15 protein-coding genes are annotated in these 17829 nt (G+C 65.5%); 7 read left to right on the plus strand and 8 right to left on the minus strand.

All coding sequences use genetic code 11. The features are described from left to right. Positions 1–100 precede the first annotated feature (100 nt). Both ACW174_RS03940 and ACW174_RS03945 read right to left on the minus strand, forming a co-directional pair. A complete protein-coding gene (locus ACW174_RS03940; RefSeq protein ID WP_492016401.1) occupies positions 101–1318 on the minus strand; it encodes an acetyl-CoA acetyltransferase in 1218 nt (405 codons plus the stop codon). 12 nt (positions 1319–1330) lie between these two features. Then, entirely contained in the window at positions 1331–2845 is a 1515-nt protein-coding gene (locus ACW174_RS03945) for a carotenoid oxygenase family protein (RefSeq protein WP_492016402.1), read from the minus strand. Positions 2846–2979: 134 nt separating this feature from the next. On the opposite strand from ACW174_RS03945, the gene ACW174_RS03950 reads away from it, so the two are divergent. Continuing rightward, on the plus strand, positions 2980–4167 hold the full coding sequence (locus ACW174_RS03950) for an acyl-CoA dehydrogenase family protein (protein WP_492016403.1): 1188 nt from the start codon (positions 2980–2982) through the stop codon (positions 4165–4167). 147 nt (positions 4168–4314) lie between these two features. Here the strand turns inward: ACW174_RS03950 and ACW174_RS03955 are convergent, their stop codons facing one another. Then, positions 4315–6651: a TonB-dependent receptor gene (locus ACW174_RS03955; RefSeq protein ID WP_492016404.1), complete on the minus strand. Its 2337-nt coding sequence runs from the start codon at positions 6649–6651 to the stop codon at positions 4315–4317. Positions 6652–7127: 476 nt separating this feature from the next. Here ACW174_RS03955 and ACW174_RS03960 point away from each other — a divergent pair, with 476 nt between their 5' ends. From ACW174_RS03960 to ACW174_RS03980, 5 genes are all read left to right on the plus strand, one after another. Beyond that, positions 7128–8390 carry a spinster family MFS transporter gene (locus tag ACW174_RS03960; RefSeq protein WP_492016405.1) on the plus strand — a complete coding sequence of 421 codons (1263 nt, stop codon included), beginning with the start codon at positions 7128–7130 and terminating at the stop codon, positions 8388–8390. Then, the gene (locus ACW174_RS03965) at positions 8387–10015 is read left to right on the plus strand and encodes an AMP-binding protein (protein WP_492016406.1); all 1629 of its coding nucleotides are present in this window, start codon (positions 8387–8389) and stop codon (positions 10013–10015) included. Before ACW174_RS03960 ends, ACW174_RS03965 begins: the two co-directional genes overlap by 4 nt. 31 nt (positions 10016–10046) lie before the next feature. Continuing rightward, positions 10047–10988 (plus strand): winged helix-turn-helix transcriptional regulator, encoded by a 942-nt coding sequence (locus ACW174_RS03970; protein ID WP_492016407.1) that lies wholly within the window; start codon positions 10047–10049, stop codon positions 10986–10988. Positions 10989–11104: 116 nt separating this feature from the next. After that, complete coding sequence (locus ACW174_RS03975) at positions 11105–11509, plus strand: nuclear transport factor 2 family protein (RefSeq protein ID WP_492016408.1); 405 nt, start codon at positions 11105–11107, stop codon at positions 11507–11509. Next, positions 11506–11880, plus strand: a complete 375-nt coding sequence (locus ACW174_RS03980) for a nuclear transport factor 2 family protein (protein ID WP_492016409.1) — start codon at positions 11506–11508, stop codon at positions 11878–11880. The genes ACW174_RS03975 and ACW174_RS03980 overlap by 4 nt, the downstream gene beginning before the upstream one ends. A 67-nt stretch (positions 11881–11947) precedes the next feature. On the opposite strand, the gene ACW174_RS03985 is transcribed toward ACW174_RS03980, so the two are convergent. The 5 genes from ACW174_RS03985 to ACW174_RS04005 all read right to left on the minus strand — a co-directional run bounded on the left by ACW174_RS03985 (position 11948) and on the right by ACW174_RS04005 (position 16703). Then, positions 11948–13402, minus strand: a complete 1455-nt coding sequence (locus tag ACW174_RS03985; protein WP_492016410.1) for an AMP-binding protein — start codon at positions 13400–13402, stop codon at positions 11948–11950. Positions 13403–13449: 47 nt separating this feature from the next. Continuing rightward, on the minus strand, positions 13450–14277 hold the full coding sequence (locus ACW174_RS03990) for a DUF1295 domain-containing protein (RefSeq protein ID WP_492016411.1): 828 nt from the start codon (positions 14275–14277) through the stop codon (positions 13450–13452). A gap of 29 nt (positions 14278–14306) precedes the next feature. Next, positions 14307–15065: an SDR family oxidoreductase gene (locus ACW174_RS03995; RefSeq protein ID WP_492016412.1), complete on the minus strand. Its 759-nt coding sequence runs from the start codon at positions 15063–15065 to the stop codon at positions 14307–14309. 9 nt (positions 15066–15074) lie between these two features. Next, the gene (locus tag ACW174_RS04000; RefSeq protein ID WP_492016413.1) at positions 15075–15605 is read right to left on the minus strand and encodes a nuclear transport factor 2 family protein; all 531 of its coding nucleotides are present in this window, start codon (positions 15603–15605) and stop codon (positions 15075–15077) included. A gap of 75 nt (positions 15606–15680) precedes the next feature. Beyond that, entirely contained in the window at positions 15681–16703 is a 1023-nt protein-coding gene (locus ACW174_RS04005; RefSeq protein ID WP_492016414.1) for an NAD(P)H-dependent amine dehydrogenase family protein, read from the minus strand. A 135-nt stretch (positions 16704–16838) separates the two neighbouring features. Here ACW174_RS04005 and ACW174_RS04010 point away from each other — a divergent pair, with 135 nt between their 5' ends. Continuing rightward, positions 16839–17804 carry an SDR family NAD(P)-dependent oxidoreductase gene (locus tag ACW174_RS04010; RefSeq protein ID WP_492016416.1) on the plus strand — a complete coding sequence of 322 codons (966 nt, stop codon included), beginning with the start codon at positions 16839–16841 and terminating at the stop codon, positions 17802–17804. Positions 17805–17829 lie beyond the last annotated feature (25 nt).

The raw sequence follows: 17829 nt of genomic DNA on the forward strand, positions 1-17829 counted from the left end.
CGTATTCATAGAGGCAGACAAGAGCCACAAGGCGGTGTTTTCGCCGCCGGTTCGCACCCGGGAATGGGGTCGGATTGGGCCGACAGGGTTTCCCCCGCCTTCAGACTCCGATCACCAGACTCACCGTCGTCGTCGTCGATCCGCCGATGTTCAACGTCTGGACGTTGCGCGCCCCCTCGACCTGCATCTCGCCCGCCGTTCCGGTCGTCTGCCTGAAGGCGTCCAGCGCCATCCGCACGCCCGTGGCGCCCACCGGGTGACCACAACCAATCAGGCCGCCCGAGGGATTGATGGGCAGCCTGCCGCCCATCTCGATATCGCCCGCCTCGATCGCCTTCCAGCTCTCGCCCGGCGCCGTCAGGCCCAGATGGTCGATGGCCATGTATTCGGTCATCGAGAAGCAGTCGTGGGTCTCCACCGCGTGGATCTGATCCAGCGACACCCCGGCGCGGGCGCGGGCGTCGTCAATGGCGCGTTTTACCTGCGGGAAGACATAGGGCTGGCCCTCGCTGGCCTTTACCTTGCGGCCATAGTCGATCGGCGCACAGCGGTGGCCCCAGCCTTTGAGGCGCGGCAGGCTCTCCAGCGGAATGCCCCGCTTGCGCGCATACTCGGCTGCCCGTTCCGGCGAGGCCAGGACAATGGCCGAGGCCCCGTCCGTCACCTGTCCGCAGTCGGTCTTGCGGACCCGCCCCTCGATCACCGGATTGGCCTCGTCATCGTTGGCGAAGCTGGCGTCGGTGAATTTGTAGTTCCGGGTCTGGGCGTTCGGATTGCGCTTGGCGTTGGCGAAATTGATCCGGGCGATCCGGCGCAGGTACTGCTCGTCGATGCCGTAGCGGCGGTCGTACTCGTCGGTCAGGTCCGAGAAGGCGCGCGGCCAGGGATAGGTGGCCGACAGATACTCATGCCCGGCCCAGGCGGCCGCGCCCAGATGCTCGGCGGCCGTGACGCCCGAGACATTGCGCATCATCTCCAGACCCAAGACCAGCGAGGTCCCGTAGCGCCCGGACTCGATGTCGGCGGCGGCCGCCAGGATCGCCAGACTGCCCGAGGCGCAGGCCGCCTCGTGCCGCGACGCCGGCATGCCGTCGAAGCGCTCGTCCGCCATGGCGAAGAAGCCGCCCAGCATGCCCTGCCCGGTGAACAGGTCGCCGACGAAATTGCCGACGTGGCCCACGTCGATATCCTCCGGCTCCAGCCCGGTCTGATCCAGCGCGCCGTGCACGGCTTCGGCGAAGCCGTCCCCGATCTCCAGCCCCTCCCGGGCGTAGTTGCGCGCGAAGTCCGACTGCCAGCCGCCGAGGATATAGGTCATCCGTCCCGTTCCTTACGCCGCCGCCTGAGACGCGCGGATGGTTGCACCCTGCGACCAGGTCGCGTGGGTCCCGCTGGACAGCCGTCCCGGCAGGATGATCCGCGCCACCGGCCCGTCGCCGGGTTTTTGCGCATCATAGATCACGCACTCCGACCGGTTCTCGATCATGTCGGTGATGTAGGTGATCAGATAGCCGTCATCCTCTTTGGTCGCGCCCATCCGCGGGGCGAAGCCGGGCTCCGACCCGTAGCGCTCGGGGCCGAATTCCACGGTCCAGCTCTCGCCGGTGTCCATGTCGTGCTTGACCAGGCCGGTGAACAGGAACCAGCCCGCCTTGGACACCGCGCTGTAGGCGTAGCGGTACTTCACCCCGCCGTACTGGTTGTTGATGATGCCGAACTCCAGCACCCGGTCGTCCATCCGCTGCTCGGTCGTCTCGCCGGTCTTCAGATTGAAGCGCCAGCGGTGCAGCTTGGGCTGGAGCATGTTCTGGTCGAGGAAGGTCATGATCCGCTCGTGACCGGGCCAGGCGTCCGGGCTGGTCTGCGGCACCGGATTGTCCTGGAAATAGCCGTCCAGCACGATCTGGTCGCCCTCCTCCCACGCGTTGAGGAAGTGCAGCACATAGGTGGCGTCGGCCTCGAACCAGCGCACGTCGTCGGCATTGCCGTAGCGCGGGATGATGCCGAAGCGGGACTTCATGTCGCCATGGAAGCGCGCGGCATGGATCCCCTTGGGCAGCAGCGCCTCTTCCCAGAACAGCGGGAAGTCATTCAGGATCGAGTAGTTGGTCGTGAACGCCATATCGTGCGGCAGCCGGGCGCCCGGCAGGGGCACGGGGGTGAAATGCTTCAGCCTGTTGTCCGGCCCGACCACGCCGTAATGCATGTGTGGCGCGGCCTTGGAGTAGTTGAAGAACAGCAGGTCGCCGGTCTTCTCGTCCACCTTGGGGTGGGCCGAAATCCCTTCCGGCGGGACCCAGTCGGCGTTCGGCAACTGCTCCATCGTATAGGGGTCGAGGCGATAGCCTTCCCCACACTGGTAGAAGGTCGAAAGGATCGCCCCGGCGTGGATGATGACGTCGGTCGAGGACGAGTCCTTCAGTCCGCCGTGCGCGCCCCAGCCCGGCCGCTGCGACAGCGACGGGTGCTCGGCCAGCCCGGCCCACAGGGCGTGCCCCGCCTCCTGCTCGGCGACGAAGCCCTTGGTGCGGACGAAGCGGTTCCGATAGGCGGCCTTGCCGTCCTTCAGGACCATGGTGTGGATCATGCCGTCCCCGTCGAACGGGTGATACCGCCCGATCGGCTCGTGCACCGGGTTCTCGGTGTTGCGCACATAGACGCCGTCGATGTCTGTCGGGATGGTCCCGATCACCGGCATGTCCTCGGCCGTGAATTCCTCATGCTGCGGCGTCCAGGCGCCGGTCATGTAGGGATGTTCGTTCGGCTTCAGCGTCACCTTGAACGGCGTTAGCGACACCTCGCTGTCAAGCGCCTCGCGCGCGGCGCCGGTCGGTTCGAAACCCATCGAAAACTCCTTGCGGACCCACGATCCGGAAATAGTAGCTTTCGTTAGAATACCATTCTTGCCGCGGAAGGCGAGGGCTTTTAGTATCAAATCGAAAGTGACGCCGGTCAGGCGCGGTCAGGGAGGATTTGAACATGGCGGATCACACGGCTCCAGCACTGGACTTCGACGGCCTTCGCCCGCCCAGCCCCTTTCTGACCCCCGCCCATGACACATGGCGGACCCAGCTGCGCGCCTTTGTGGACACCCAAATCGCGCCCAATCTCAAGGACTGGGATGCGGCTTCCGACTTCCCCGACAGCCTCTATGTCGAGGCCGCCAAGGCCGGCATTCTCGGCATGGGCTTCCGCGAGGATCTGGGCGGCATGGGCGAGGACATCGACCTGTGGGCCCGCATCCTGTTCGCCGAGGAGTTCTTCCGCCTCGGCTCCGGCGTGGTCTTCGCCGACCTCGCCACGCCATGGATCGCCCTGCCGCCCATCATCAACGGCGGCTCGCCCGAGATGCTGGATCGGGTCGCCAGACCCGTGCTGGCCGGCGAGAAGAAGATCGCCTTCGCCGTCACCGAGCCCGGCGGCGGCTCCGACGTCTCGGGCTTCACCACCACCGCCGAGCGCAAGGGCGACGTCTTCGTCGTCAACGGCGGCAAAACCCTGATCTCGGGCGCCCTGAAGGCTGACTTCCTGCTGACTGCCGTCCGCACCGGTGGCCCCGGCATGGGCGGCCTGTCCATGCTGCTGATCGAAACCGACCGCCCGGGGGTCAGCCGCGGCCCGGTCCCCGGCCTGCAGTGGTACAACCGCAACAACGGCTGGCTCCAGTTCGATAATGTCGAGGTCCCCGTCTCGAACCTGATCGGGGTGGAGAACCGCGGCTTCGCCGGGCTGGCCAGCCAGTTCAATATCGAGCGGTTCAGCGGCATCTCCGCCACCCTGGCCATGGCCCGGACCTGTATCGCCGAGGCCATCGCCTTCGCCCGCGAGCGCCAGACTTTCGGAAAGCGGCTGATCGACCATCAGTCGATGCGGCACAAGATCGTGGAAATGATCCAGCGCCTCAAGGCAGCCTACGCCTTCCTCGACATCCTCGTCTGGCGCTTCTCGCGAGGCGAGACGCCGGTCGCCGACCTGGCCCTCCTGAAGGTGCAGGCCACGACGACGCTCGAGCACTGCGCCCGCGAAAGCCTGCAGGTGCTGGGCGGCCGCGCCTACACCGGCGACAACCGTGTCGAGCGCATCTACCGCGAGGCCCGCATCTTCGTCATCGGCGGCGGCTCAGAGGAAATCCTGCGCGACCTCGCCGCCAAACAGATGGGCCTCTAGCGCCCGTCGCGCCGCCACACGATCCCAGCCCTCTCCTTCACGGGAGGGGGCTTTTTTGCGCATCTCGATCCCGACCATAAAAGAAGGCCCCGTCGACGGATCGACGGGGCCCCAAGGCTCAGGAAAACGCAGCTTCGGCCAGAAAACTCAGAAGGTGCGACGCAGGGTGATCCCGTAGGTGCGGGGATCGCCAAGGAAGGCCGAGTAGGAGCCGGCCTGGAAGGTGGCCGGGATCACGCGACGGTAATAGTCCTTGTCGAACAGGTTGCGGGCCCACAGGTCCAGCGACCAGCTCTCGTCAGGTCCACGCAGCGAGAAGCGGGCGTTGGCCACCGAGAACGAAGGCTGGATCCGGTTCGGATCGAAGCCGCCGGTGAAGAACTCGGAGCTGTAGCGATTGTCGATGTAAGCGACGCCGGTAAGCTGGTCGCCGATCGGGAACTCATAGGTCACCGAGCTGACGTTCACCCAATCCGGCGACTGCTCCATCTCGCGACCCGAATAGGTCGAGTTGCCCGCGCTCGTCGGATAGTAGGCGTCGGTGTAGCTGAGGCCGTTGGTCAGGGTCAGGCCCTGGATCGGCCGCCAGGTCACCTCCAGCTCCGCGCCTTCCGAGATCGCTTCCTCCAGACTCCGGACCACGAAGTTGATGCCGGTGTATTCGATCAGCTGGAAGCCCGAGAACGTCTGATGGAAGATCGCGAAATTAGCGGTCAGCGATCGGTCGAAGAACTCGCCCTTCACGCCGAACTCATAGGCGTCGACCGTCTCTTCCTTGAACGCCAGATCGGAGGCGTTCGGCGTGGCCGGGGTGGTGAAGCCGGCGCGGTCGAAATTGTAGCCGCCCGACTTGTAGCCCCGCGAGTACGACAGGTAGCTCGTGAGGGTGGGCAGGATTTCGTACGACACGTTGAAGGTGCCCGTGACCGCATCCTCGCTGCGCGAATCCGAGTCGCCCGCCGGGTTGAAGCGGGTGTCCCAGAAGGCGGCGCAGAAGCGGGTGATGCCTGGCGTGTCACCGGTGGCTAGGGCGCTGTCGCAGGCCGGGTTGAAGTTCTCGCCCCGGAAGTCGATCGACTTCTTGTTGTTGGTGTAGCGCAGGCCGGCGGTGATGCTCAGCTGGTCGGTGACGTTGAAGATGTTGTGGGTGAACACCGACATGTCGCGGCCGTTCTGATTGCCGATCCCGCGAGCGCCGTCGCCCGGGGTGAAGGCCGCCAGCGTCGTCGCCTGGAAGGTCGCCGCACCGCCGTAGATCAGCGGATAGTCCGCCCCCATCCGGTACGCGGAGTCATTCATGACATCCTCGTCCGAATAGTAGGCGCCGACCAGCCAGTCGACGATGCCGTGCGTGCCCTGCAGACGCAGTTCCTGGGTGAAGACGTCAAAGCTCTGGTGCAGGCCGTCAGGCGCGAAGAAGCCCAGATCCGCGCCCGAGTGATCGAAGTCCTGCGAGCGGTAGGCTTCCCAGCTGCGGTAGGCCGTGATCGAGGTCAGGGTGCCGAAGCCGAGGTCCCAGTCGGCTTGCGCCGACAAGCCCCAGTCGACGATGTCTTCCTGGTTCTGGCGATTGCTCGATTTCGAAACCTCGCGATCGAACGGGTCGGTGCTGGTGTAGCCGAAGTCGCCGTGCGTCGCCGCAAGGGTGTTGACCAGGCCGTAGGTCGGACCGGCGATGGCGAGGACGGCCACGCAGCAGTTCTCGTCGCGGTTCGTATAGTCTGCGCTGAACAGCCAGCGCAGGGTCTCGCTGGGCTCATAACGCAGCTTGGCGCGAACGAACTGGCGATCCAGATTGTCCAGCGTCTCGGCGCTGTTGGAGTCCTGATAGAAGCCGTCGCGGGTCTCGGAACTGGCTTCAAGGCGGAAGGCGGCGTTGTCGGACAACGGAATGTTCACCGCCCCGGCCAAGCGCATGTCGGAGTAGTTGCCGTAGGTGCCTTCAAGGCGCCCCTCGACGCCCGTGAAGCTGGGCTCGCGGGTCACGATGTTGATCAGGCCGGACGAGGTGTTGCGACCGAACAGGGTGCCCTGCGGTCCACGCAGGACCTCGATGCGTTGCAGGTCGCCCAGTTCGGACAAGGCCACGCCGGTTCGGGCGCGGGTCACGCCGTCGATGACCACGCCGACCGAGGATTCAAGACCCGGATTGGTCGAGGTCGTGCCGATGCCGCGGATGCGGATCGATGAGTCAGCGCCGCCGCCCGGGGTCTGGAACTGGACGCTGGGCGCCAGCCCGGTCAGTTCGCGGATGTCGGAAACGCCGGAGTTCTGAAGCTGCTCGGCGCCGACCGCCGTAACCGCGATCGGCACATCGATGAGCCGTTGCTCGCGCTTGTTGGCGGTGACGATCACCTCGTCCAACTGCGTCGAGCTGTCCTGCTCCGGCGGTGTTTGCGGCGCTGTCTGGGCGAATACCGGCGTCGCGCCGAGAGAAGCCGCCAGAAGCAATGCGGATACGCTGATCGAACCTCGAATGGTCACGCCCTATCCTCCCATGAGCCCCCGTTTAGCCGAGGTGCTTCCGTGCTAGGTGTAACTTGCGTATTCAGACTGTCAAATAGCTTTTGTAATCAGACCAACATCCGTGCTTGAGTGTGACACGGCCGCAGACGGCCTTCAGCAGGAACGCGACTCCGTTCCGCCGAGGGCCGACCCAAGAGCCAGATAGACCGGAAAACCGGCGTACTAACAGGGAGTTGAGGCGAGCCGATGGAGACATCCGCAAGACGTCACAGCGAACACCGCGGACTGCTTTCGCGGGCCGCGAACAGGCGCGTCGGAGCGATTGCATCCGATGCGACAGACACCTCAAGTCACTTTCACCTTTAGATTGATCGCTTGACCGGACCTCGCCGATGACCAGTACGACGTCCCCAGAAACCACCTCTGCCGGCACGGCTCCCCCGCCGCGGATCTGGCCTCATCCCGGATGGGGATGGTTCGCCGTCGGCGCCCTGATGATCGCCTACACCTCGAGCTTCATCGACCGCCAGATCCTGAGTCTGCTGGTCGAGCCGATCCGGTCGGATCTGGGCATCACCGATACCGAGTTCAGCCTCCTGGCCGGGCTGGCCTTCTCGCTGTTCTACACCTTGATGGGCGTGCCGCTGGCGCGGCTCGCGGATCGCGGCAGTCGACGGTGGATCATCTTCTTCGGCATCACGATCTGGAGCGTGATGACCGTCTGCTGCGGTCTGGCGAACAGCTTCTGGGCCCTGTTCGCCGCGCGAGTGGGGGTCGGCATCGGCGAGGCGGCGCTGTCTCCGGCGGCCTACTCCATGATTTCGGACTACTTCCCGCCCCGCATGCGGGCGCGTGCGCTCGCGGTCTATTCCATGGGGCCTTACATCGGCGCCGGGTTGGCCCTGATGATCGGCGGCGGCGTCATCGACATGATCTCGCGACACGGGACCCTGACCCTGCCGCTGCTCGGCGTCATGGCGCCGTGGCAGCAGACTTTCGTCCTGGTCGGCCTGCCGGGTCTGCTCATCGCCGCCCTGTTCCTGATCGTACGCGAGCCGCCGCGGCACGGGCTGGTGAAGGCCGATCCCAAGGCCGGCGTCCTGAAATTCATGTGGGCGCGCAAGAAGACCTTCTACGCCATGATTATCGGTTTCTCGATCTTCGGCATCGCGGGCATCTCCTACCTCGCCTGGATCCCGGCGGTGTTGATCCGCGGCCATGGCTGGACCGCGTCGCAGGTCGGCTTCACCTATGGCGCGGTCTTGCTGCTGGCGGCGACGCCCGGCGTGCTGGTCGGGGGCTGGCTGAGCGACTTCCTCGCCGCGCGAGGGCGCAAGGACGCGCCGTTGTACGCCGCCATCATCGGTCTGGTGTGCAGTATCCCGTTCGCCATCGCCACACCGCTGTTCAGCGACACCACCCTGACCGTCGCGTCCCTGGCCGGGTTCAGCTTCTTTGCGGGTGTGATGAACAGCCTGCCCGCCACCTCCCTGCAGTCGGTGTCGCCCAACCAGTTCCGGGCACAGGTGACGGCCATCTACTTCCTGATCGGCAACCTCATTTCGCTGGCTGGCGGCCCGACGATCGTGGCGGCGATCAGCGACAGCCTGCTGGGCGGCTCTCAGAAGATCGGCCTGTCGCTGGCCATCGTCAGCGGAGTCTGCATCACCGTGGCCTCGGCCATCCTCATCAAGACCCTGCCCCATTTCCGCGCCAGCGTGGCTGAGGCGGAGGAATGGCAGAGAGACGCCTCATGAGCGGCCTGAAGCTTCCGTGGTTTGATCCGAAGCCGCCCACCGCCGAAGACTGTGTGATCCCGCGGCTGCTGGATCGCTACGCCGCCGAAACTCCGGACAAGGTCTTCATCCGCTACGAGACCGGCGAGACCTGGACCTGGGCGGAGACCCGGACGAAGGCGCTGGAGACCGCCGCCGCCCTTCAGGCGCGCGGGGTCAGCAAGGGCGACATCGTCGCCGCCTGGGCGCCCAACTCGGCGGCGCTGGTGCGGTCGTGGTTCGGCGCCAACTACGCCGGCGCGTCACTGGCCCCGATCAACACCAGTTTCCGCGGCAAGCTGCTGGAGCATGCGATCGGCAAGACGGGCGCAAATCTGCTGATCGTGCATCCCGATTTGGTCGAGCGGCTCGAGGGGCTGTCGCTGGGTTCGGTCGAGAGCCTGATCCTGACCGGCGAACCGAACGGCCCGATCAACCTCGGGGTCGCGGTCGAACCCTCTTCGGCCCTGATCGCCGACATCGCAGGCTACGTCCGGGTCGAGTCCGATCCGTGGGACGTGCCGGTCATCATCTTCACATCCGGCACTACCGGTCCGTCGAAGGCCGTACTGACCTCCTATGTGCAGGAGTGGACCACCGGAAAAGTCACCTACGGCTACATGCACGGTGGCGACCGGATGCTGGTCAACCTGCCGATGTTCCACGTCGGGGGCATAGCCGCCATTACGGCGGCGGTGTCTTGCGGCGGATCGGTCGCGCTGTTCGAGGCCTTCGACACGCGGCGCTTCTGGGACGTGATCCGTGAGACGGAATCGACGGTATGCAGCGGCCTGATTGGCGCCCTCACAGCCTTCCTGATGAAGGAGCCGCCCAGGCCGGACGACCGGGACAATCCCCTGCGAATGGTCACCCTCGCCCCGATCACCGAGGATACGGTCGCGCTCGCCGACCGGTTCGGCTTTGACTACATCTCGGGCTTCAACATGACCGAGGTATCCGGCCCGCTGATCTGCGCGGTGAACGAGACGGTCATGCGATCCTGCGGCCGCGCCCGAGAGGGGATGGAGTGCCGCATCGTCGACGCCTTCGACAATGAGGTTCCGCATGGCGAACCCGGCGAACTGGTCATCCGGGCCGACAATCCCTGGACCCTGAGCCACGGCTATCTGGGCGATCCCGAGGCAACGGCGGAAGCCTGGCGCAACGGCTGGTTCCACACCGGCGACCTGATGCGTCGCGATGATGAAGGCTGTTTCTTCTTCATCGACCGCAAGAAGGACGCGATCCGCCGTCGGGGCGAGAACATGTCGTCGCTCGAAATCGAGATCGAGGTCTGCGGCCATCCCGCCGTCCGCGAGGCGGCGGCCTATGGCGTCGATCTGCCCGGCGGAGAACAGGAGGTCATGGTGACCGTGGCGCCGGTAGCCGGGGCGACCATCGATCCGCGCGAACTGATCGAATATCTGATCCCGCGCATGACCCATTTCATGGTGCCGCGCTATGTCCGGGTGGCGGCGGAACTGCCCAAGACCCCGACCAACAAGATCCAGAAGACGGGCCTGAGGGCCGAAGGGATCACGGCGGACACCTTTGATCGGGAGGCCGCGGGCCTGTCCGTTCGCAGACAGAAGCTATCCACCGCTTGAGTTCCGTTCGGCGAGACCGCTAAGACAAGTCATGGCTTCCCAAGGCGCGCCGAAGACCCGGCTGGTTCCCAAGAGTTCCCTGAACCGGGCGCTGAACGCGCTCGGCGACCGGTGGAGCCTGCTGATCGTTCAGGAGGCCTTCCTCGGCGCCACACGCTTCGAGGAGTTTCATGAGCGACTGGGGGGCGCGCGCAGCACCCTGTCCAGCCGTCTTCAGGCGCTGGAGCGTCACGGCATCCTCGAGAAGCGACCGCACAAGGATGAGGGCGCGCGGATGGCCTACCATCTGACGCCGCGCGGGCTGGACCTGTTCGACAGCATGATCCTGATGTGGGGCTGGGGCGTGCGCTGGGGCGTCGCGGGTCGTCGCGCGCCGACCGTCTTCATTCACGAAACCTGCGGCAAGGCCATGCTGCCAGAGGTTCGCTGCTCGGCCTGCGGCGAACTGCTGACCCTGCGCAGTTGCAGCTTCGTGCCCGGCCCCGGTCAGGGGATGGAGAAGCTGCCGGTCCAGCGCATGCACCGCAAGCGCCAGCCGACGGACACAACGCCTGTTCTGGAACTGGTCGACCTGCTGGGCGATCGCTGGACCGGCCTGGTCGTCAGCGTCCAGTATTTCGGCATTCACCGCTTCGACGAGATGCAGAACATGTTGGGCATCGCGTCCAACATCCTCACCGATCGTCTGCGCACGCTGGAGACTGCGGGCATCTTCGAACGACGGCTCTATGAGATCACACCCCCCCGGTACGAGTACCGGATGACCAAGAAGGGGCTGGATCTCTATCCCCACGCCCTGACCATGCTGGCTTGGGCCGAAACCTGGTTGAGGGACAAGGCCGGACCGCCAGTGCGCATCCGCCACGCGTGCGGCGCGGCCTTGGCCAGCGAGGTGGATTGCAGCTGTTGCAAGGGCCGGTTGAAGATGGGCGACGTGCTGCTGAAGCCCGGCAAGGGCCACACGATCACCTGATCTCCCGCCGTCTCACACGGACGTGAAAGTCTGAGTTTGAAAGCCCCAGCGACTCGCTTGCATTAACAAACTTATCGCCCTAGCTTTTCTCCAACGACAAGCGAGGGAGAGACGCCATGGGCGAAAACATGAAGGTGGTCGAGGCCATGATGGCCGCGTGGAAGAAGCGCGATGTGGAGGGCTTCATCGCCACCCTCTCCGACGACATCGAGTACCATTGGCACCCCACGAAACGGGCCGCTGTGGGCAAGGACAAGATGCGGAAATTCCTGTCCAACTACGAACAGGGCTTCGATCAGCAGGAATGGCGCGTGACCCATTCGGCCGAAAACGGCGAGGTGCTGTTCGTTGAGGGTATGGAGGTCCTCGTGGATCGCGCCACGGGCGTGAAGATGGACAATCCCTTCGTCCAGGTCTTCGAGGTCCGAGACGGCCTGATCCGCCGCATGCGGGACTATTACGACACCTCGCAGGTCCATGCGCCGGCCAAGCCTGAGACCGCGCAGGCGGCCTCGGCGTGAGTTCGCCGATCGAACGCCTGCGGGCGTTGATGGCGGTATCGGGCCGACGCGACAAGGCGGCCTTTCTGGCCGCCTTCGACCCGGCCGTCGAGTACCACTATCACGTCGGCACCCGTCCCCTGATCGGGATCGAATGGGTCGACAAGTTCATCAGCCGCTACTGGGCCAATCATTCCGAAACCGATTGGGTTCTGGAGAACTGGGCCGAGAACGGGAACAAGGTTCTGACCGAAGGCCGCGAGGACTACGTCAACGCCGACGGCGTGAAGGTGTCCCATCCCTATATGGGCATCATCGAGTTCAACGACGCCGGAAAGATCACCGCCTGGCGGGACTATTTCCAGATGAAGGACCCGGCCGCGACGGCCTGATCCGGCATGGAATCCTGAGACTGAGAGAGGCGCACGGCGGATCGTGCGCCTCTCTATCGTTCGAGGGTCAGGCGTTCAGACGCTCCGCCCGAAGCTGTCCGCGGCGCACCTTGCCCGCATCATCGCGCAAGCGTTCGGCGGTGACCTCGACGCTGCGTGGCTGTTTGTAGCGAGAAATCCGCTCGGCCAGGAAGGCGGTCAGCCCGGCCTGATCCAGCGTTCCGTCCGCCGTCTCGACGATGGCATGGACCTTCTGGCCCAGATCCGGGTCCGGCAGGCCGATGACGACGCTGCACTGGACGCCCGGGAAGGCGTCGATGGCCGCCTCGACCTCGGCCGGATAGACGTTGGCTCCGCCGGACAGGATCATGTCCACGCGTCGGTCGGCAAGAAACAGATAGCCGTCAGCATCCAGCCGGCCCATGTCGCCCAAGGTCTCGAACTCGCCCACCGCCTTCGGCTCGGCGCCGAGGTAGCGATAGCTGGTCCCCCGCCCCCGCAGCGGGCGGAAGAAGATCTCCCCCACCTCGTCCACGTCACAGGCCGCACCGTCGGCGCGTAGAACCTGCATCTCATAACCGGGCAGGACACGACCGACCGAGCCGGGCTTTTCCAGCCATTGTCGGCCGTTGATGCCGGTGCCGCCCATGGCCTCGGTGCCGGTGTACAGCTCCCACACCGTCTCGGCGCCGACCCAATCGATCCACGCCTGTTTGAGCCAGGGCGGACAGGGCGCAGCGATGTGCATGACGGCGTCGAGCGAGCCGATGTCGTATCGCGCCTTTGTTTCTTCCGGCAGCGCCCAGATCCGATGCATCATGGTCGGCACCTGGAACAGCCAACGGACCTGGTGTCGCTCGATCAGGCGCAGCGCCTCCTCGGCGTCAAAGCGAGGCATCAGCACGACGTGCAGCCCCCAACCCAGGGCAAAGCAGGTCATGCCGAAGGGCGCGGCGTGATACAGCGGCCCCGGATTCATCAGCACATCGTCGTCGGGCAGCATGCCCAGCAGGGGTTTGTCCGGATCGGCGACGCCCGGCGACATGTCGACGATGACCTTGGGCCGTCCCGTGCTGCCGCCCGAGGCGATCGCCTTCAGGTGCGGGGCGATCTTCTCCGGCAGCGGGCCGTCATCCTGCGCCGCATCGAAGGTGTCGACTTCGGCGACAGCCGGGCAGTCCCCCGCCTTCGACGCGTCATCGGTAATCACGAGTCGGGGCTTGAGCAGGTCAAGGATGCCCGCCAGCTCGACCGCCGGCAGCTTGTGCGACAGGGGGGCGGGCGTCGCGCCCAGCGCCCAGATCGCGAAGGCCAGCTCGAGGAAGGCCGGTGTGTTCGGCAGGGCGATAGCGACGAAGTCGCCCGCCTGCACGCCCAGACCCGCCAGCGTCCGCGCGCGCCGGTTGACCCGCGAGGCCAGCTCGGCCCGGGTCAGGGTCTGGCCTTCGAACGACAGGGCCGGGCGATCCGGATCGCGGGCCGCGTGGATGTCGAGAAGGGCGCCCATACCCCGGGGCGTCATCTCGCCGATCCCGGGGGTGGACATGACGCGGGGAGTGGATGGACGCTTCACACGACCTCCGGAGCGGCCTTCTTCGGCGGCCAGGGAATGAGGGAGCTGGTGCGGGCGATATACTCCGCATAGCCGGGGCGCTGATAGGTCAGCCGCTTCTCATAGGACGGCCCACCGCTGTATTTGACGAACATCAGCAGCAGCAGCAGCGGTCCGGCGATCGACACGATGCCGAGCAGCCCCGTCTCCGCCGCCACGGCCCACAGGCCGAACCAGACGCACAGGTCGCCGAAATAGTTCGGGTGCCGGGTGTAGCGCCACAGTCCGCTCGACAGCACCCTGCCCTCATTGGCCTTGTTGGCCTTGAAGCGAACCAGCTGGAAGTCGGCGGTGCTTTCGAACAGGACGCCGAAGATCACCAGACCGGCGCCGATCCACCCCAGCGTGCCGATAGCGACGGGGGTGGCGGACAGCTGACCCAGCTGGACCGGCAGGCTGACGGCCCACAGGATGGGGGCCTGGAACATGAAGACCAGACGCCAGGAGGCCACCGGGAAGCTCCATCCCTTGGTCTCCTGCGCCCGGCTGAGCATCTTCACATAGCGCCTGTCCGGCCCATGCGAGCGCCAGCGCCACAGGATGTAGAGGCCAAGGCGCAGGCCCCAGACGCAAGCCAGGACCAGCAGCAACTGCATCCGCGCCGGCGCCCCTTCGGCCTGGAAGAAGGTGGTCACGGCCATGAAGGCCAGCCCCAGCGCCCACCAGGCGTCAACGAAGGTCACATCCTTCACCGCGCAGCCGATGGCCCACAGGATGACGAAGGACGCGATACAGATCCCGAGATTGATCCCGAGGATCGTGGCGATCTCCAGAAGTTCAGGCATTGGTTTCCCCCCGAATGTTGCGCCGGACCCTAGCGGCCGGTCGATGGTTCCTTGACGTGGACAGCCTTGGCCATCTGCCGCTCCAGCCCCTTGGGATCGCGCGCCATGGCGGCGCGCATCTCGATGGCGAAGCGATCGGTGTCGATCTCGTCCGTGCCGCGCGTGATGCCGCGCATGGCGGCGCGCGCAATGTCCTCGGGCGCCTCCTTGGCCCCCTTCACATGCGAGGCCATGCGGGTGTCGACCGAGCCGACGATCAGCGACGTGACCGTCGTGCCCTGCCCCGCCAGCTCGGCGCGGATGCAGGTCCCGGCGGCGCGCATGGCGAATTTCGACGGGCTGTAGCCGCCCATGTTCGGGGCCGCGAGGATGCCGCCGACCGACAGGACGTTCAGGATGGCGCCGCCGCCGTTGGTCTTCAGGATCGGGGCGAAGGCGCGCGCCATGGCGACGGGGCCGAAATAGTTGACCTCCATCTCCTCGCGCGCCGCCGACAGGTCGTCCGCGCCGATCAGCAGCTGGTTGTTGAAGGCGCCGGCGTTGTTGATCACCACAGACACGTCGGGGCAGGCGCCGGCGGCGGCCGTGATCTGCTCCGGCTTCGACACATCCAGCGCGACGGCCACGACACGCCCCGGGAACTCATCCTCCAGATGTCCGGCCGAGGCGGGATCGCGGGCGCCGGCGTAAACCTTCGCCGCCCCTTCCTGCATCAGCACCCGAACGAAAGCCTCGCCGATCCCGCGATTGGCGCCGGTGACGATGGCGACACAGCCCTGAACTTCCATGATTTGACCTCAGGCGGCGGTGTAGATGATGTCGTCGGGCTTCTTGGCGCCGCGGCGAAGCTGGGTCGGATCATTGGTGATCGCCCCGCGCGCCCAGGTCTCCGAGATCTCGTGTTCCTCGTTCCACTCCCAGCACATGGTGCGGCGCAGGATCCGCCACTCATTGCCGCGCTTCTCCATCTGGTCGACGCAGCGGGCCAGGGTGCGGGCGTCAAACAGCTCGCCCTTCACCTTCAGCCGCGACGCGGTGAGGATGTAACATTCGGCGGTCGCTGTCGTGGCGCTCTTGAGCTCAATCACCATGTTCATGGCGAGGTGGTTCATCAATCCGGCCTTGGGCAAACGCTCCTTGATGGTGGCGACCCAATCAGACGCCGGACCGTTGAAGGTGCCGCCGTGATCCTCCCAGCCATCCGGCCAGTAAGCCCGCTCCACCAGCGCCTCGTCGGCGCGGTCACATCCGCGCAGGAACAGCAGCAGGGTCTCCTCGATCGCCTTCTTGTCCAGGAGGGCCTGCACCTCGGGGTCGCGTTCGGCCATGTGTCGTTTCCTCGGTTTATCTTTTAGTCTTTGATTGAAAGTGACATGACTTTTGTTAGCGGGCAACTCTCGACGTCAAAGTCGAAACAGGCCCGGCGGCGCTGCGACCACGCGCGGGATCGCGCCCAGCACCATGGCCGCGACGGCGAATTGCTCCGGCTTGGTCCGCACGCCTGGCGGCGCTGTATCGACCAGATCCATCGCGATCTTCAGGCCCGGCAGTCCATCGATCTCGACCTGCCAATGAGGCTTTCCGGCGAAAGCGGGATCGGTCGGGTTCATGATCCAGTTGACCTCGTGGGTAATGCGCCGGACGCCGTCGGCAAGGCCATGCACCCTCCAGGTCGTCGCCGCGACCGTACCTGCGGGTATCATCCCCGCGGCCACCCTCAGGTCCCGGCCTGCCATCCGGAGTTCGTGATCTGACTCATAACCATCAAGCGGCAATCCGATGCGTTGCGCGAGACCTTCGACAGACTGGGCGAACATGCCGTTGAACGTGCGCGCGAGTGGGCCGTCCACCAGATCAACTGAGGCGGGATCGGCTGCAAAACCCAAGGCTCCAAAGACGTATTCCGGGTTAGGAACCGTTGTGCAGTCAATGATTTCCCGGGTCGCGACATTGTGGTGGCTCAGACAAAGCGCCACGGCGTTCGCGGCGATCCGCTCGGCAACCCAGCCCGGGTTCACCCCGGTTCCAGACAAGGTCGCCCCGCCTTTTACCGCGCTCTCCGCAAGCCTGGCGGCATAGTCGGGGCCCAGCGCGCGGGGCTCGAAGTAGTTGTTGATCGAGATAACGTTCTTGCCGGACTCCAGCAGTCGACAGACGTCGATATCGTGACCGTCGTAGGGGTCGGACAGCATGGGGCAATGCAGCACGACATCCGCCTCCAGTTCGAGAATGTCCTCAAGGGTTCCGGTCGCGATTACGCCGGTGGGGTCGCGCCGTGCGATGTCACCCGCATCCTTGCCGACCTTGGCCGCTCCGTAGGCGAACAGGCCGACCAGTTCGAAGCGCGGATCATCCAGCACCGCCCGCAGACACGTCTTGCCCATCGAGCCCGTCGCCCATTGGATTACCCGGATCGGTCTGCTCATTCGAGGCGACGCCTTGTAACTTTCGATTCCGAACCGTTACGCCATTAGTCCATAAACGCAAGCCGGTTGCCAAGCCGCTTTGGTCGTTTAGTATGTTTACGAAAGCGACAATCTGCGCGCTTGGGAGGATGTCCGATGGCTGAACCGCCTTTCCTGCAAGCCCTTATGAAATCGGTGAATTTCTACGGCCGGTTTGCGCCGTCCTTCACACGGGTGGGCTACATCGCCCGCGGGCTTCCGTTCCGCCCGGTGCGGGCCGACTATTCCGACCAGACCTGGCTGGTGACCGGCGCGACCGGAGGGCTGGGTCGTGCGGCGACGCTGCGCGCGGTGAAGAAGGGCGCCACCGTCCATGCGGTCGGCCGCAACGTCGCGGCCCTGGAGTCGCTTCAGGCCGCCGCGGAGAAGCTGCCGGGCCAGGTCGTTCCCGTGATCTGCGACCTGGCGTCGATGCGCGCGGTCTCCGACCTGACCCGGCGTCCCGAAATCGCGAGCCAGACCTTCGATGTTGTGGTCAACAATGTCGGCCTGCTGATGCGGTCCTACACGGCGACAGCGGAGGGACTGGAAACCTCCTATGCGACCAATCTGCTGGGCCATTACATCCTGACGGAACAGATGCATTCCGAGGGGCTGCTGGCGCGGGGCGCGGCGATCATCAATGTGGTGTCGGGCGGGCTGTATAATCTGCCGCTGACCAAATCGATGCTGAATATCCCCGAGGAGAAGTTCAACGGGTTCGCCGCCTATGCCGCGCACAAAAGGGCGCAGGTGGCGCTGGCGGAGCACTGGCGGGCGACGTTCGCGGACATCGGCGCGCGGACCTATGCGGTGCACCCCGGGTGGGCGGATACGGCGGGGGTGAAGACCTCGCTGCCGAAATTCCGCAAGGTGCTGGCGCCGATCCTGCGCAATGACGACGAGGGCGCGGACACGATCGACTGGCTGGCTGCGACGCGGCCGACGGAGGTGGTCGACGAGATCTGGTTCGATCGCAAGCCGCGGACGGCCCACGCCTATCCGCACACGCGCAATCCGAGGACGCAGATCGCTGACGTGGTCGCCTTCCTGGAGCGGGATCGGCAGGCGCTGGTCGGCTGACCGGTGGACCCGGCGCCGCCGAGGC

Source organism: Brevundimonas sp. AVps31 (assembly GCF_058681355.1).

Bases quoted from the DNA above. Each gene is read 5' to 3' on its own strand.
- ACW174_RS03940 (WP_492016401.1), bottom strand. From the start codon at position 1,318: ATGACCTATATCCTCGGCGGCTGGCAGTCGGACTTCGCGCGCAACTAC.
- ACW174_RS03945 (WP_492016402.1), bottom strand. From the start codon at position 2,845: ATGGGTTTCGAACCGACCGGCGCCGCGCGCGAGGCGCTTGACAGCGAG.
- ACW174_RS03950 (WP_492016403.1), top strand. From the start codon at position 2,980: ATGGCGGATCACACGGCTCCAGCACTGGACTTCGACGGCCTTCGCCCG.
- ACW174_RS03960 (WP_492016405.1), top strand. From the start codon at position 7,128: ATGATCGCCTACACCTCGAGCTTCATCGACCGCCAGATCCTGAGTCTG.
- ACW174_RS03965 (WP_492016406.1), top strand. From the start codon at position 8,387: ATGAGCGGCCTGAAGCTTCCGTGGTTTGATCCGAAGCCGCCCACCGCC.
- ACW174_RS03970 (WP_492016407.1), top strand. From the start codon at position 10,047: ATGGCTTCCCAAGGCGCGCCGAAGACCCGGCTGGTTCCCAAGAGTTCC.
- ACW174_RS03975 (WP_492016408.1), top strand. From the start codon at position 11,105: ATGGGCGAAAACATGAAGGTGGTCGAGGCCATGATGGCCGCGTGGAAG.
- ACW174_RS03985 (WP_492016410.1), bottom strand. From the start codon at position 13,402: ATGACGCCCCGGGGTATGGGCGCCCTTCTCGACATCCACGCGGCCCGC.
- ACW174_RS03990 (WP_492016411.1), bottom strand. From the start codon at position 14,277: ATGCCTGAACTTCTGGAGATCGCCACGATCCTCGGGATCAATCTCGGG.
- ACW174_RS03995 (WP_492016412.1), bottom strand. From the start codon at position 15,065: ATGGAAGTTCAGGGCTGTGTCGCCATCGTCACCGGCGCCAATCGCGGG.
- ACW174_RS04000 (WP_492016413.1), bottom strand. From the start codon at position 15,605: ATGGCCGAACGCGACCCCGAGGTGCAGGCCCTCCTGGACAAGAAGGCG.
- ACW174_RS04005 (WP_492016414.1), bottom strand. From the start codon at position 16,703: ATGAGCAGACCGATCCGGGTAATCCAATGGGCGACGGGCTCGATGGGC.
- ACW174_RS04010 (WP_492016416.1), top strand. From the start codon at position 16,839: ATGGCTGAACCGCCTTTCCTGCAAGCCCTTATGAAATCGGTGAATTTC.